The sequence below is a fragment of the Treponema sp. UBA6852 genome (assembly GCA_002449305.1).
Classification (GTDB): domain Bacteria; phylum Spirochaetota; class Spirochaetia; order Treponematales; family Treponemataceae; genus Treponema_D.
In genome coordinates this window covers 96,049-111,001 of sequence record DKDI01000045.1, presented here as the reverse complement: position 1 = coordinate 111,001, position 14,953 = coordinate 96,049, and the positions used below count along the sequence as shown (strand labels likewise).

Here is a 14,953-nt window from a genome sequence, read left to right as displayed (position 1 = left end):
AACGAGGATAAAAAATGTTTTCAGATTTTGGAAAAAAACTTACAGGAGAGTCTGGAATTTTACAATTGATGGAAGACTTGGGTGCGCCTCTTCCTGAAGGAAAAAAACTTTGTGCGCTTGGAGGAGGAAATCCTGCGCAGATTCCAGAACTTGAAAAAATGTACCGCGCCGAAATGGAACGCATAATGAAAGATGGCCGTGCGTTTGAAGATTTGATTGGAAAATACGATGGACCGCAGGGAAAAAATACATTTATAAATTCTGTCGCAACTTTTTTTTCAAAAAATTTCGGATGGAATGTAAAGCCAGAAAATATTGCTGTGTGCAACGGAAGCCAAAGCGCGTGCTTTTATCTTTTTAATCTTCTTTCTGGAACATTCACTTCGTCAGATGGAAAAAAAACTAAAAAGAAAATTTTATTTCCACTTGTGCCTGAATATGTAGGTTATGCGGATCAGGGAATTGAAAGCGAAACTTTTGAAAGTATTCCTTCACGCTTTGAAGAATACAGTGACAACACTTTTAAATATTTTGTTGACTTTGAAAAACTTGAGGAGCGTCTTAACAAGGACAATAGCATTGCAGCCCTTTGCGTAAGCCGTCCCACAAATCCTACAGGCAATGTTCTTACCGATGAGGAAGTTATGCGGATGTCTGCGCTTGCAAAGGATCATTCTATTCCACTGATTATTGACAACGCTTATGGTCTTCCGTGGCCGCATATAATTTTCAATGATGCAAAACCTTTCTGGAATGAAAATGTAATTCTTAGCATGAGCCTTTCCAAAATAGGTCTTCCAAGTTTACGCACTGGAATTATAATTGCCAGAAAAGAAATTGTTACTGCTCTTTCAAATTTGAATTCGATAATTGCGCTTGCTTCAGGAAGTCTTGGCCAGGCGATTGCTTCTAATCTTATTGAAAGCGGAAAACTGATTGAAGCCGCTTCAAATTTTGTGCGTCCGTATTACGAAAAGAAAAATAAATTTGCCCAAAGCCTTGTGCATAAATATTTTGCAGGAACTGATTATGCAGTGCATAAAGGTGAAGGTTCGATTTTCTTGTGGATTTTAATGCGAAAACTAAAAATCACAACAAAGGAACTTTACAAAAAACTTAAGGAGCAGGGCGTTGTAGTTGTTCCTGGCGAATATTTTTTCTTCGGAAATGTAGGCGCATTTAAAGACCATCCGCATTATTCAAAGTGCATAAGAATAAATTATGCACGCCCCGATGATGAGCTTGAAGACGGAATCAGAATTATTGCAGAAACCTACAAAGCAAATTCATAAAGGCAGGCAAATGAAAAAATTAATACTCCGCCTTTCAGTGTATTTTGCCGGACTTTTTGTTATGACAATCGGTATCGCTCTTTCTGTAAAATCAAATCTTGGAGTTTCTCCTGTCAGCTCGATTCCGTATACAATGACGCGCGTTTTTGGAATTGAAATGGGAAACGCAACGATAATTTTTCATTGTGCCTTGGTTCTTATTCAACTTTTGATTTTGCGGAAAAACTTTTCTCTTCTCGTCCTTCTGCAAATTCCTGTTGGCATTGTTTTCGGAAAATTTACAACGCTTTGCAATTTTCTTGCTGATTTTTTTCCAACTCCAGAATTTTTTATTTTGCGCCTTGCATTGTCTTTGCTAAGTTGTGTTTTTGTTGCAATTGGAATTTTCTTTTATGTTCCGGCGAATATTGTTCCGCTAGCAGGAGAGGGCTGCATGGGCGTAATTTCAAGAGTCACAAAAATTGAATTTGCAAAAGTGAAAATTGCATTCGACTGCCTGATGGTGCTTGTTTCTGTGGCAACTTGTCTTTTTGCTTTGCACAACTTTGGCAGTGTTGGCATTGGAACTGTGATTGCGGCGATTCTAGTCGGCTTTATTCTTGGATTTATCACAAAAAAGTTTTCAAAAGTCAAAGAAAGAGTTTTTGGCTTTTAAAATTTAAGAGGGAAAATTTTCCAAGTCAACCTGCAACTTCTCTTATTCATTCTCTGTATAACTTTGTGCAAAGTCGATTACACATTCATCTCTTCTATTTTCTTTGCATTCAGCATATCCTACGCCGGCTAAATTGTACTTTCTGTTCATAATATTTTTTCTGTGTCCGCGTGAATCTACTCCGTCGTCAATTAAAAATTTTACAACTGTATTTCTTGCGGTGTCTACGCAATAAAATATGTTCTCAGCTGTCGCCATGAATATGCCATATTTTCCTATTCTTTCAAATGGCGTCGAGCCGTCAACTCCTTTGTGTCCAAGCTGGTCAGTTACTACTTGGGTTTCCGCATGGTCTCTTGCAGCGCACGTGAGTGCTTTAGATGGAAGAAGCGGAGCGCGTGGACTTTGATTGTACATATAGTTTATGCATTCTTTTACAGCCGCAGGACCTTCTGTTGTGCGGGTTGTTCTGTTGTATGGACCTGCCGCCGACATTTTTTTTTCAACATAGTTATATCCATCGAAATTCTCTAGCCTTGGAACAATATATAAATCAGCGTATTGCTTTGGATTTGTTCTTGCCTTGTTCATTTCCAGAATTACGTTTTTTTCAAAATCGTCCAAGTAATCAACGTTTCTTGCAGTGTCAAGCGATTTAATGTTCCATAAAGAATTTTTGCTTTTTGATTTGGAGTTTGCAGTTTTGCTAGAATTTTGCTTGTTCTTGGCATTGGTTTGTGCTTTTTGCTGATTTCTTTTTTTGCCCGAAGCGTTGCTGTTTTTTCTGCTGGTGGAAACAGAATTCGCTGGCTTTGTTTTTTTGGGAGCAGAAGACTGGCAAAATAAAAATGCGGAAATAAAAATTGTAAATAAAACAAAAAGAAATTGTTTCTTCATAACTAGCCTCAATTGTGATTTTTAATCAGCTTTTATGTTGCAATGCCGTTGGTTTTACTCTTACGCTGAATGCCGGCACTTCTTTTGTTTCAAAAGTTTTTGGGTATCTTGCAAGTTCCGCTCGGAGTTTTGTTCCAAACGGAAGCTTTGTGCCCATTTTGTATTCAATTGATTTTCCAAGCTGAGCAACAAGTACCCATCCGTCATCGTCTTTTCGGCAGTTGGAAATTCCATCTATAATAAGTTTTTCAGGCAAGACAAAAGGTTGTGTTGCCATTTCAAATGTGCTCCTAACTCCAGGCTTGTAGTGAACTTGAAATCCTTGTTCTGGCGCATCTATTTTTGTAAAGATTGATTTTATCTGCTGGGAAACACGTTCATCAAGAAGACTTGAAATGCTGATTGCTTTGTCTGCGGTTTCAAGCAAATTCTGCGAAGCTCTTGTAATTGAAATTGGCGTTTTAAAATCGTAATAGATAACGAAAACTCGCACGCCTTCCGCTTTCAGGCCTGAAACAAGAACTGAAAGATCTCCGTCTCCTGCATAAAGAACAAGCGTGTCAAACCGTTCATCGCGGCTTTTTGTGTAGAATTCTTTTGCTGTGTTGAATACAATTGTTGTGTCTACAGCATCTTCTTTTAATGTGGGAAGCCTTCCGTTTGAGTTTTCCTGCGAGCGTAAGTTGAATGTGTTGCGCTGAAATCCAGCTTCGTCCAATGCCCTGTAGAATTTCTGGTTTTCACGGTCAAATTCCGCATTCGTTCCCATGAACACTTTTTTGTCCGAGAAAACGCATCTTTTTCCAGTTTCCGCTTCAATAAGTGAAGAAGTGTATTCTGTGAGAGCTGCAAAATTTATTGAGTAGTAATTTCCGTCAATTCCATCTTGCGCCAAGTGTGAAAAGCCTTTTCTTGTATAATTTCCGTCTATAACGAAACAGGCTCTTGCGATGTCTTCCATGATATATCCTCCGTATATTTTTATTCCGTGTATATTGCTTAGACTAGCTTTCAAAAGTTAGATAAGTTTTGAAAGCTAGCACCTTATACATTATACACTTAATATTTTCCTTCCCTGATTTGTATATTTTGCATGCAATGTTTATATAAAAAATATAAAAAAGTTCCGCGGACTTTGCAAGCGTTTCAAAAAAATAATCAGCTGAAAACATCTTCGGGCATTACCCCGAAGATGTTTATGACAGGCTATTTTGTTTTTATAAATCCTGTGATTGCAATAATCCAGCCGGCAATTATCATGTAAAATCCAAATGCTGCGTGCTTTAGAAATTCTTTTCCAACAAGACGTGCAAGCGCGCTGTTGTTCATCTGCACTACAAGAATTATTCCTCCCAGAATGCTTGCTGCGAGTGCAATCAGCTTAAAGAACTTTGCATTTTTTACTTTGACAAAATAAAGAACTGCACCTGCCACAGCACCGATAAAAATCAAAAGAATTCCCGTGCTTATTATAGAAGAATCTTTTGAAATAAGACTGAATCCGTTTGCTGTCTGTCCAAGAGCTTTGAACTGCGGACACAAAAATCCAATGGCACAAATTAACATTCCTACCAAATAAAGATGCTGGATAATTCCAACGTTCTTCTTTCCCATAATTTTCCTCGCTTTAGTTTGTGTGTTGTATGTGATTTTAAAAATGCGCTGCTTTGATTTTGTAAGAACTAAAAATTCTCCTTATCTGATTTTAAAGAATATTCCGAGCATTGCGACAGTGATTAAAAGCTGAATTATCATAAACTTGACAAGCACTTGCGTTGGAGACCAGCCTTTGTTTTTTCTCATGTGGTCGTGCAAAGGAAATCTTACTGTTTCAAAAATTGAAATATGGAAGAATCTTTTAAGCGCGACTTTTAAAAGTCCCACGCCGCCGTTTACAAAAATAATTGAAGAAGTTGCAAGGAATAAGAATGGGTTTCCGCTTACCATTACGCAAACGCCAATAAAAAATCCCAGCGCGCGTGAGCCTGCGTCTCCCATAAGGACTGAACTTGGAAACGCATTGTGCCACAAGTAGCCCATAAGAACTCCGGCAAGACAGAATGTTATTATTGCCCAGGAAGCTCCGTCTTTTAAATGCGGAACAAGAAGATATGTTGAAATATCAACGTGTCCAAGCACAATATAAAAAAGCGCGCCCATAGTCAAAAGAGCAATCAGAACTAAAGTTGAACTTAATCCGTCTACTCCGTCTGTGCAGTTTGTTGTGTTTACAGACATCCAAAGCATTATTACGGTTATGGCAACATAAAGCCAGCACGGAATGTGAATCGTAGTTGAAAAGAATGGAAACCAGAATCTAAGCCTTCCGTCTGGAGAAGTCTGAGAAAGGTAATGCATTAAAAGAAATGCCGCTGCAACCGCAATCACAAAATCCAAAAGAGCCTTTCTGTATTCTCCCCAGCCTTTTAAGCTTCTGTCGTCCAAAAATCCTGTAAGCATCATAAGCCAAGTAAGCGCAAGAATTCCAGATTGAAGATAATCTAGCGGAACAATTATAAAGCAAAGTATTACAAAGATTGTTATGAAAACGGCTCCGGAACCTGTAGGCTTTCCTTTTGCGGCTTCTTTTGTCAGTGTGAATTCTCTTCCTCTGTCGCTTGGAAGATACTTGTAGAATTTTGGAATTAATACTTTGGAAAGAAAAAATCCTGTGTAAAGCGCAAGCGCAATAAGAACTGTATATGACTGAAAAAGCCTAGCCGGTCCCCAAAAGTTTTTTAGCAAGCCGCCAAGATAGTAAATCAAAGTAAGACCCCTTTTATTGTAATTTTATAATAATATCATAAAAGCAATCAGCGTTCAATGTGTATTCTTTTGTTTTGTCTGAGCCGTGCCGATTTGATATGTTGATTTTTGCTAGGAATATTTTTATAATTTACAAAGTATTTTTAATAAGTCGGATTTTTTTCTTGCTGGGAGAGTGAAGGGAGTTTTCTGTGCCGGTTGAAGATGAAGAGTTTTTTGCTGAAAATATTGAAAATGTCAACAGGCTTACAACCGGCATTTTGCTGCTTGGAAATATTCTTGCGCCGCTTTTTATTGTTATCAGCAAGATTGGCATTTTTGAAATTCCCTATTCATATTCAGTTACACTTGGAATCGTCATAGCTTTATTTTCTATTATTCAGAGCATTTTTGTCTATGTTTTCCGCTGGCACAGAATTCCCATGGTTTTCGGGCTTTGCGTTATGGCGGCGATTCTGGTATACATGGGAACAAACGGACATATCGGAATAAATATTTCTTATGCGCTTGTAGTTTTTCTTAGCTGTCTTTATTACAATGCCGTGCTTACAAGATGCATTGCGCTTGTCTGCTATGTTTTTATGATTGTTTCAATTTATTTCCGCGCAAAAATTATGTGTGTCAGCTTTAACACAACTGAAAGCTTTTACTTTTTTTCGCAGAGCGCAGGTTTTACAATTGAATTTGTTTTTTCCTACATTATAGCGGTTGCTCTTTCTAAAAGAAGCCATTCCACTCTTAGCCGCGCGCTTACAAAGGCTTTTCAGCTGAAAGATACTCAAATGAAGATTATGGAATTTATTCCAAGAATGCTTGAAAGCCACGAGCTTTTTACAGGCCACCACGTTCGCCATACTGTTAAATACGTCGAGCTTATTTCAAGGGAACTTGTAAAGGAAGGACATTACAAGGAAATTCTTACGGAGCAGGCAATTTCCGTTTATTCCGCTGCGGCAAACTTGCACGACATTGGCAAAGTTCATATTCCGGACAGCATTCTTAACAAGCCTGGAAAATACACTTATGAAGAATTTCAAATGATGAAAGCTCATCCTGCTGAAGGAAAGAGACTTGTGCAGCTTTTGCCTATGATAAACAGAGGCTGGTTCAATATGATTGCGGAACAGATGGCTTACTGCCACCATGAAAAATACGACGGAAGCGGTTATCCGAACGGACTTTCAGGAAATGAAATTCCACTTTGCGCTCGCATAATGGCTGCCGCTGATGTTCTTGACGCTCTTTTAAGCTGGAGACCTTATAAACAGCCGTTTTCTATTGAGCGCACAATTGAAATTTTTAAGGAATCAAGCGGAAGCCATTTTGAGCCTTGCATTGTGGATGCCGTTATAAATATTGCTTCGGTTATTGAAGAAGTGTCAAAGTCATTTCGCAAGCAAGAAATTGAAGACGAGCAGAAAGAGTACGACTGGAGGCTTCAGCTTGTTGAAGGTCGTGAAAAGAACAAGTAAAACAGTTTCAAAGCAGTTTTGTTTTTACTGTCATTATTGTGCAGTAACCCGATAATCTATTTTTGCATTTTAATATCAGATTTGTATCTGCGATATTTCTAAAATTCTCGGCGAGAATTTATTAAAAACACGCCGTACTTTTTAAATTTTACGCCGAGAATTTTTAAAAACTCGGCGTGTTTTTTTAGGCTTTTGTGAATCCGGCTCCTATTTTGTTCATGGCTTCAAAGAATTCAGGAAAGCTTACAGAACAGCATTCCGAGTCTTTTACTTTTACTTCTTGGCCTTCTTTTAATCCAAGCCCTAGACAGGCAAGGCTCATTGCAACTCTGTGGTCAAGGTAGCTTTCAACTTCTGCGCCGTGCAAGATAAAGGCAGGGTTTGCTTTGCCGTCAGCAAGAACTGGCGAATGTCCGTGGATAACCAAAAAGTCTTCGCCTTCTTCTACTTGCGCACCGAGTTTTTCAAGTTCGCTTTTTAAAACTTTTATGCGGTCTGTTTCCTTTCTGCGGCAAACTCCAATGTCTTCAATAAATACAGTTCCTTCCACAAAGCACGAAACTGCGGCAAGAGCGCAAACTGCATCAGGAAATCCAGAAAGATTTACGTGAAGCTCTTTGTCTTTTAAAAGTTCCGTGGAAAGTCTTCCAATTCCGTTTGTGGCTTTTTTTCCGCCGCGCACTTTGAGTGAGCAGTTTTCCTTGTCAAGCACAATGTCTGCTCCGAGGGATTTTAGAACTTCGACTATTGCTTCATCTCCTTGAGTTCCGCTTAAGTCTACGTTGTCAATTACAAGCTCGCTGTCTGTAATCAAGGTTGCAATCAGCGGAAATGCCACAGCTTCCCAGTCGCTTGGAATTACTTTGTCGAATGCCTTTATTTTTACAGGACCGTCAACTTCTATATGCTTAAAGTCCTCTGACATTCTGACTTTTACTCCGCAGCTTTCAAGCCACTTTTGGGTCATGTAAAGATAAGGAGTTTCTTTTGGATTTGAAAGTTCGATTTTAAGAGTTCCGTTCAGCCTGCAAGCTGCCATCATCATTCCGGAAACATACTGGCTAAGCTCGCCTCCTGTTTTTACTGTGTTGTTTGCATTTATAGGGCCTTTTATGAGCATTGGACAGGTTCCGCTTTTTTCTTCCGCAGTGAATGCCTGAGCTCCAAGTTGTCTTAATGCGTCTACAACGTGGCTTACGGGACGTTTTCTTATGCTTTCGTCTCCAGTGAATACGCTCCAGCCTTCAAATGTAGCTGCAATTGGCGACATAAAGTAAAGCAACGAGCCGGAATTTCCTACGTCAACGATGTTGCTTGGCAAATGAATTTCGCTTCCTGCTCCTTGGACTGTCCAAGTCTGTCCGATTTTTATCGACCCTTCTTCCAGTTTGATTTTTGCGCCCATAAGAGGAACTGCACGGCTTGCGCTAAGACAGTCTGCGCTTGGAAGTGGATTGCGTATATATGAAGTTCCTTCTGCAAGGGATGCAAGCAAAAGCGCTCTGATTGTATGTGACTTAGAGCCTGGAACTTGAATATGTCCGTTGAGGTTTGTTTTTTTTGCAATGATTTTCATAGATGCTGATTATAGCAAAAAAAGAATCTGTACGCAATTTGCTTTATTTGCGCAATGGAACGAAAGTTTGTCTTGTTTGCATAAAAAAAAGGCACTGCACGAATTTGCGCAGCACCATAAATACTTTATGAACTTGCTATTCAGAAAATCTTATTTCCTGCCAAAGCTCATTGTATTTGTCCAAGTCTTCTCCAAGATCTTCTTTTAGAACACAGTTTGACATTTGGTCTGCCTCGTACATTGCTTTTGTTGTCATGTACTGGGCAGCGTTTTTGTTCACAAAGCAAGGGAAGTGGAATGCGTCAAGGAATTTAGCGTAGACTTCCGGGCGATGAATATAGTTTACAAATTCATTGGCTAGGTCGTAGTGAGGAGCATCTTTTAGAATGCACATGCTGTCAAGGTAAGAAGGTCCGCCTTCAGCTGGAATAAAGAAATCGATTGTTTCTTCCCATTTATCTTCTGGAACTTCGCCGAAAACAACTTCTGCATATCCTTGGCAAAGCCAGAAGTCGCCGGAAGCAAATGACTTTCCGAATCCTTCAGCGTCGAACTTTACGAGGTTTGGCTTCCAGTTTTTTATTATGTAGTCCGAAGCTTCTTTCAGCTCGTTTTTGTCAACTGTGTTTATGCTGTAGCCAAGTGTTGTAAGAGCGTCTCCGATAACTTCGCGCATATCGTCCATCATTGTGGCGTGTCCTGCAAACTGCTTGTCTGAAAAAATATTCCAGGTTCTTTCATATTCCGCGGAAACTTTTGTCTTGTTCACGGCGATTCCAGCGGCTCCAAGATAATATGGAACGCAATATTTCATCTGAGGATCGTAATCTGCCTTTTCAAACACAAGCGGATTTATGTGGCTTTTGTTTGTCATCTTGCTCTGGTCAAGCTCACGGAACATTCCCTGCTTAATCATGATTGAACAGTAGTCCTGTGACGGAACAACTATGTCGTATCCTTTTGCTCCTGCTCTTAGCTTTGCGTACATTTCTTCATTTGAAGCGTAGCTGTCTACTTTTACTGTGCAGTTGAACTCTTTTTCAAAGTCGCGCAAAACTTCATCCGGCGTGTAGTAAGTCCAGTTGTAAAGGTAGACTTCATTTTCTTTCTTGCATGAAAAAAATGAAACAGAAGCGCAGGCGATAAAAGCTGAAATAATTGAGCAAACTCTTTTTTTCATAAAAACTCCTTTGCAAGACCGGTATTAAGCCAGTTTTGCTTTTTTGTAGAATGAATTATCTTGATGCCGCAAATGTTTTAAGTCGGCTTCTAAGCAGGATTGCAATTGCGCAGATTATCAAAATCAGCACAAAAGAAAGCGAATTGATTACAGGACTTACGCCGAATCTTATAAGCGAATAAACGTAAAGTGGAAGTGTTGTGCTTCCTGGTCCTGAAACAAGAGCCGTTATAACGTAATCTTCAAACGACATTGTTATGCTCATCATAAAGCCGGAAATAATTCCAGGCATGATTGCAGGAACAATTACTTTTGTAAGCGTCTGAAATTCGTTTGCGCCCAGGTCGTGGCTTGCTTCTATAATTGAATAGTCAAATTCGTCAATTCTTGCGCTTACCATAAGATAAACAAATGGAAGGCAGAATGTTGTATGCGCAATAAAAATTGTAAAAAGACCGAGAGAAAGTTTTATTCCGCTGAAAAAAATCAAAAGCGAAATTCCCATGATTACTTCCGGCAGAACCATCGGCAAAAAGCTGATTGACTGAATGTAGGATTTTCCGAAGAATTTGTACCAGCTGATTCCAATTGCTGCCAAAGTTCCAAGAACAGTTGCTGTAATTGCAGATGTTATGGCTACAATAAAACTGTTTAAAAGCGCGTGCCACAAAGGTTTTGAGCTGAATATGAGTTTCTGGTACCAAATGAACGAAAAATTTGTAAATGTTGTGTCTTTTGATTCGTTGAATGAAAAAAACACAATTACAAACAGCGGCAAAAACAAAAATAAAATTGAAAGGCACAATATCGTGTTCGACAAGCTGAATTTTGGATTGCGCTTTTTCCACTGGCGTTTTGCGTGCCTGTTTGACTCGCTTTTGGGAATCGACTTGTATTTTTTGTTTAACAATAAAATCGGATTTTTCATTTGCTTCCTTCAAGGCTGGCTTTGGAAATGCTTTCGGCAATGCTTGATGTTGTGTCTTCTTTGTTCAATTTTTTGTTCAAGTCTGCTTCTTTTTTTCCTGTTGAAAGCATTAGCAGAACTCCCGCCATGCTTATAACTGTAATTACAAGGCTGAATGCTGAAGCTAGCGGCCAGTTGCGCACTTTCTGAACTTGGTCAACAATTATGTTTCCAAGCATATAGCTGTCTTTTCCGCCTACAAGCTGCGGAACTGTGTATGTTCCAAAAATTGGAATAAATGTAAAAATTACCGCGCTCAAGATTCCGCTTTTAATTCCCGGAATTAAAACTTTAAACATTGACTGCATTTTTGTCGCGCCAAGATCCCGGGCAGCTTCAAGCAGTGTAAAATCAAATCTGTCCACCGCTGTAAAAACTGGAAGAATCGCGTAAGGCAAATACATATAAATGCTTACAAGAATAACTGCTTCGCGTGTAAACATAAATTTATGCGGAACAAATTCTTTTGTAGAACCCGTTATCTTGCAAAGAATCAAATGCAAATTTGAAAGCAACTGGTTAAAAAGCCCGTTGTCTCCAAGAATTGTAATCCAGGCAAAAATTCTTATAAGGCTGTTTGTTAAAAACGGAACAATAACAAGAATCAAAAGAAGTGTTTGGTGCTTGCTTCTTGCCATTGCATATCCGCACGGAAGTGAAATGATAATTGTAACTGCTGTGGCGATTATTGTAATCCAAAGTGTGCGCAAAAATATAAGACCGTAAGCCGGGCTTAGCATCTGCTCGTAGGCTTTAAGCGAAAATTCCCTTGTAACTCCGCCGTAAACATCGCGCTTTAAAAATGAGTAGCATATAATTATAACTAGCGGCACAATAAAGAAAAGTGAAAACCAAGCTCCCATTGGCCAAGCGTATGCAGGACCGGGATTCGCCTTTTTATATTTTGCACCGTAAGCCTTTGAAGCTAGCCTGAGCTGAAAGCTTTTGTGTTCTTTCTTTTCTTGCTTGCTTTTCATGTGTTTATGTCCTCAACAATGTAGCCGTCATCTGCTGACCATGAAACAAAAACTTCATCTTTCCATGCGATTTCCGGACCGTCATCAAGATAGTTTGTGTGCTGCTTGAATACTTTTATGATTGCTCCGTTTTCAAGGCGCACGTAGAATTTAGACTGAAATCCTGTGTAAACCGGTTCTTCTACAATTCCTTTGAAAACATTGATGTCTTTTCTTCCGCCTACATTCGGCTCTTCAAGAGTTATGCGGATTTTTTCCGGACGAATTGTAAAGCAGACTTTCTGACCTGGATCTGTGTGATCGTAATCTGTAACAAGAATATTTTTGTCTTCTTCGCGCATCGCCTGAGTTTCGCCCTTGAGCTTTGCCTGAAGTCCAAGAACTGGAGTATTCAGAGTTACATTGAATTCATCTTCTCCCTTGGAATTCTTGTGAGGCTCACAGGAAACAACTGTGCTTTCAAAAAGGTTTGTTTCTCCTATGAACTGCGCTACAAATTGTGTCGCAGGGCTTTCGTAAATTTCAAATGGAGTTCCGACCTGAAGAACTTTTCCTTGATTCATTACAGCGATTCTGTCGCTTACGGCAAGTGCTTCGCTTTGGTCGTGAGTAACGTAAATGAACGTGATTCCGATTTTGTCGTGCAATGCGTCAAGGTCAACCAAAAGATTTGCGCGCAGCTTTGCATCAAGTGCTGAAAGAGGCTCGTCAAGAAGCAAAACTTTCGGTTCGTTTATGAGCGCTCTTGCAATTGCCACACGCTGTCTTTGTCCGCCTGAAAGCTGGTTTGGTTTTTTATACATGTGCTGGTCAAGCTGAACAAGATGCAGGTATTCCTTTACTTTTTCATCGATTGTTTTTTTGTCAGTCTTTTTTAAGCGAAGCGGAAACGCAACATTTTCATAAACTGAAAGATGCGGAAAAAGCGCGTAGCTTTGGAAAACTGTATTGCTTTGGCGTTTGTTAGGCGGAAGAGGCACAACATTCTTGTCATCAAAAAGAACTGCGCCTTCATCAGGAAATTCAAATCCTGCGATAATGCGGAGAAGTGTTGTCTTTCCACAGCCGGACGGTCCAAGCAGAGAAAAAAACTCCCCCTGCTTAATTGTAATGCTGATGTCATCAAGCGCATGGAACGAGCCAAAATGCTTGGACACGCTATTAATAGAAACTGTACTTCCGTTCACTAGGGTACAACTCCTTCCTGAGTGATAAAAAGGCCTTTGCCTGGCAAAACAAGGCTCTTATAGACTTTAAAGTCTAAGGCTTAATTTGTATTTAATACGTAAAAAAGTCAATAATTTTTGAAAAAATAAGTGGAAATTTATAAAAAAACTTTTTGCGCATTTTTGCGGAATTTATTGTAGAAAGTTGAAATTTTATGCTGTTGAACCTATTTATCTTTATTGCTATTATACTTGCTCATTATGAACCGCTATGTTTTTGCCCAGGCACTTAAAATAACTGCGCCTGTGTTTTTTGGATATATCGCGATTGGAATTGGATTTGGAATGCTGCTTGCGAATGCGGGCTATCCTTGGTGGCTTGCCGTTCTTTCGGGGCTTATTATGTATACTGGTTCCGGGCAATATTTTATAGTCGGTCAGCTTGCTTCGGGAGCTTCTTTTGCTGAAATAATTCTTGTTCAGTTTTTGCTTAGCATCCGGCATATTTTCTATGGACTTTCTCTTATTTCAAAATACAAAAATGCCGGCGGAAAAAAGCCGTATCTTGTTTTTGCGATTACAGACGAAACTTTTGCGCTTGTCCAGGGAATTGAAGTTCCGCCTCGAGTAAATAAAATTTCATTTTATGCGATTGTTTCCGCGCTGGATCAAAGCTACTGGTGCTTGGGAAGTCTTATTGGCGCTGTGGCTTATACTGTTATGGACCGCTACGGGCTTGGAAAATTTTTAACTGGAGTTGATTTTGCTCTGACTTCGCTTTTTATAGTTCTCTTGATTGAGCAGCTTAAATCTTCAAAGGATTGTGTGCCAGTCTTGTTTGGCGGAATTGCCGCTGTAATTTCCGTTGTGCTTTATAAAACTGGCGTTTTTGGCTCGTCAAATATAATATGGGTTTCAATTTGCGTGGCTCTTGGAGCGATGCTTTTGGTAAGAGGTCCGTCATTTTTTGCAAAAGAAAAAATTCTTTCAAATTCTAAATCGGAGGAATTGGCATGAAAGAATCTTATAGCCTTCTTATGGCTTTGGCAGCTATTTTTGTTTCTGGGGCAGTTATTTATGGAACTCGCTTGCTTCCGTTTATTGCCTTCAGCAGAAAAAATCCGCCTGCGATAATCCGTTTTATTGAAAAATATACGCCGTCTTTAATCATGGCGGTTTTGGTCGTTTATTGCTTTAAGGACACAAGCTTTTTGAGTTCTCCTTTTGGAATTCCGCATTTAGTCGCTTCCGTGGCAACAGTTGTCATTCATCTTGCATTTAAAAATTCCATGGTGAGCATTTTTTCAAGCACTGTGATTTTTATGGTTTTGTCCAGAATTATGTGAAAATCCTGAAAATTTTCTGTTTTAATGGTAATTATTAAAAGAATTGATTATACTTTGTGTAAATAGGAAATTTTTATTTTTGTGGCTGTGTTTGTAATGGAGGCAAATCATGGAATTAAAAGGTTCAAAAACTGAAGAAAATCTTAAGACGGCTTTTGCAGGTGAATCTCAGGCCCGCAACAAGTATACATTTTTTGCAAGCAAGGCCCGCAAAGACGGATTTGTACAGATTGCAAAAATTTTCGAGGAAACTGCTGAAAATGAAAAGGAGCATGCCAAGCTTTGGTACAAGTATCTTAACGGCGGAATAAAAAGCACTGCAGAAAATTTAAAGGATGCTGCGGAAGGTGAAAATTACGAGTGGACAGATATGTATTCTTCTTTTGCCAAGACAGCGCGTGAAGAAGGATTTATTGATATTGCCCAGAAATTTGAAGGTGTCGCCGCAGTAGAAAAAACACATGAAGAGCGTTACCGCAAGCTTTTGGATAACGTTACAAATGAGTGTGTTTTCAGCAAGGACGGAGACGTTATTTGGCAATGCTCAAACTGCGGACATATCTGCGTAGGAAAAAAAGCGCCTGACATTTGCCCAGTTTGCGCTCATCCGCAAAGTTATTTTGAAGTAAAAGCTGAAAACTACTAGATTAGTATTTTTG

15 protein-coding genes are annotated in these 14,953 nt (G+C 39.4%); 6 read left to right on the top strand and 9 right to left on the bottom strand.

Translation table 11 applies throughout. The features are described from left to right. Positions 1 to 14 precede the first annotated feature (14 nt). Both B3209_RS10515 and B3209_RS10510 read left to right on the top strand, forming a co-directional pair. Entirely contained in the window at positions 15 to 1,292 is a 1,278-nt protein-coding gene (locus tag B3209_RS10515) for a valine--pyruvate transaminase (RefSeq protein WP_296663869.1), read from the top strand. 10 nt (positions 1,293 to 1,302) lie between these two features. After that, on the top strand, positions 1,303 to 1,947 hold the full coding sequence (locus tag B3209_RS10510; RefSeq protein WP_296663867.1) for a YczE/YyaS/YitT family protein: 645 nt from the start codon (positions 1,303 to 1,305) through the stop codon (positions 1,945 to 1,947). A gap of 42 nt (positions 1,948 to 1,989) precedes the next feature. On the opposite strand, the gene B3209_RS10505 is transcribed toward B3209_RS10510, so the two are convergent. The 4 genes from B3209_RS10505 to B3209_RS10490 form a co-directional block, all read right to left on the bottom strand. After that, a complete protein-coding gene (locus B3209_RS10505; protein ID WP_296663865.1) occupies positions 1,990 to 2,844 on the bottom strand; it encodes a CAP domain-containing protein in 855 nt (284 codons plus the stop codon). A 25-nt stretch (positions 2,845 to 2,869) separates the two neighbouring features. Further along, positions 2,870 to 3,805 carry an NYN domain-containing protein gene (locus B3209_RS10500; RefSeq protein WP_296663864.1) on the bottom strand — a complete coding sequence of 312 codons (936 nt, stop codon included), beginning with the start codon at positions 3,803 to 3,805 and terminating at the stop codon, positions 2,870 to 2,872. Positions 3,806 to 4,050: 245 nt separating this feature from the next. Continuing rightward, the gene (locus B3209_RS10495) at positions 4,051 to 4,458 is read right to left on the bottom strand and encodes a hypothetical protein (RefSeq protein ID WP_296663862.1); all 408 of its coding nucleotides are present in this window, start codon (positions 4,456 to 4,458) and stop codon (positions 4,051 to 4,053) included. An 81-nt stretch (positions 4,459 to 4,539) separates the two neighbouring features. Next, complete coding sequence (locus B3209_RS10490) at positions 4,540 to 5,610, bottom strand: phospho-N-acetylmuramoyl-pentapeptide-transferase (protein ID WP_295795636.1); 1,071 nt, start codon at positions 5,608 to 5,610, stop codon at positions 4,540 to 4,542. 191 nt (positions 5,611 to 5,801) lie between these two features. On the opposite strand from B3209_RS10490, the gene B3209_RS10485 reads away from it, so the two are divergent. After that, positions 5,802 to 7,082, top strand: coding sequence for an HD-GYP domain-containing protein (locus B3209_RS10485; RefSeq protein WP_296663860.1), 1,281 nt, complete (start codon positions 5,802 to 5,804; stop codon positions 7,080 to 7,082). Positions 7,083 to 7,266: 184 nt separating this feature from the next. Here B3209_RS10485 and aroA read toward each other — a convergent pair whose 3' ends face one another. The 5 genes from aroA to B3209_RS10460 form a co-directional block, all read right to left on the bottom strand. Then, on the bottom strand, positions 7,267 to 8,658 hold the full coding sequence (gene aroA, locus B3209_RS10480) for a 3-phosphoshikimate 1-carboxyvinyltransferase (protein ID WP_296663859.1): 1,392 nt from the start codon (positions 8,656 to 8,658) through the stop codon (positions 7,267 to 7,269). A gap of 136 nt (positions 8,659 to 8,794) precedes the next feature. Continuing rightward, positions 8,795 to 9,838 carry an extracellular solute-binding protein gene (locus B3209_RS10475; protein ID WP_296663857.1) on the bottom strand — a complete coding sequence of 348 codons (1,044 nt, stop codon included), beginning with the start codon at positions 9,836 to 9,838 and terminating at the stop codon, positions 8,795 to 8,797. Positions 9,839 to 9,893: 55 nt separating this feature from the next. Further along, complete coding sequence (locus B3209_RS10470) at positions 9,894 to 10,766, bottom strand: ABC transporter permease (RefSeq protein ID WP_296014510.1); 873 nt, start codon at positions 10,764 to 10,766, stop codon at positions 9,894 to 9,896. Next, positions 10,763 to 11,782, bottom strand: coding sequence for an ABC transporter permease (locus B3209_RS10465; protein ID WP_296663855.1), 1,020 nt, complete (start codon positions 11,780 to 11,782; stop codon positions 10,763 to 10,765). Before B3209_RS10465 ends, B3209_RS10470 begins: the two co-directional genes overlap by 4 nt. Beyond that, complete coding sequence (locus tag B3209_RS10460) at positions 11,779 to 12,969, bottom strand: ABC transporter ATP-binding protein (protein ID WP_013702228.1); 1,191 nt, start codon at positions 12,967 to 12,969, stop codon at positions 11,779 to 11,781. Before B3209_RS10460 ends, B3209_RS10465 begins: the two co-directional genes overlap by 4 nt. A gap of 240 nt (positions 12,970 to 13,209) precedes the next feature. Here B3209_RS10460 and B3209_RS10455 point away from each other — a divergent pair, with 240 nt between their 5' ends. The 3 genes from B3209_RS10455 (at position 13,210) to rbr (ending at position 14,940) form a co-directional block, all read left to right on the top strand. Then, complete coding sequence (locus B3209_RS10455; RefSeq protein WP_296663854.1) at positions 13,210 to 13,965, top strand: AzlC family ABC transporter permease; 756 nt, start codon at positions 13,210 to 13,212, stop codon at positions 13,963 to 13,965. After that, positions 13,962 to 14,294, top strand: a complete 333-nt coding sequence (locus tag B3209_RS10450) for a branched-chain amino acid transporter permease (protein ID WP_296663852.1) — start codon at positions 13,962 to 13,964, stop codon at positions 14,292 to 14,294. Before B3209_RS10455 ends, B3209_RS10450 begins: the two co-directional genes overlap by 4 nt. Positions 14,295 to 14,403: 109 nt before the next feature. After that, a complete protein-coding gene (gene rbr / locus B3209_RS10445; protein ID WP_296663850.1) occupies positions 14,404 to 14,940 on the top strand; it encodes a rubrerythrin in 537 nt (178 codons plus the stop codon). Positions 14,941 to 14,953 lie beyond the last annotated feature (13 nt).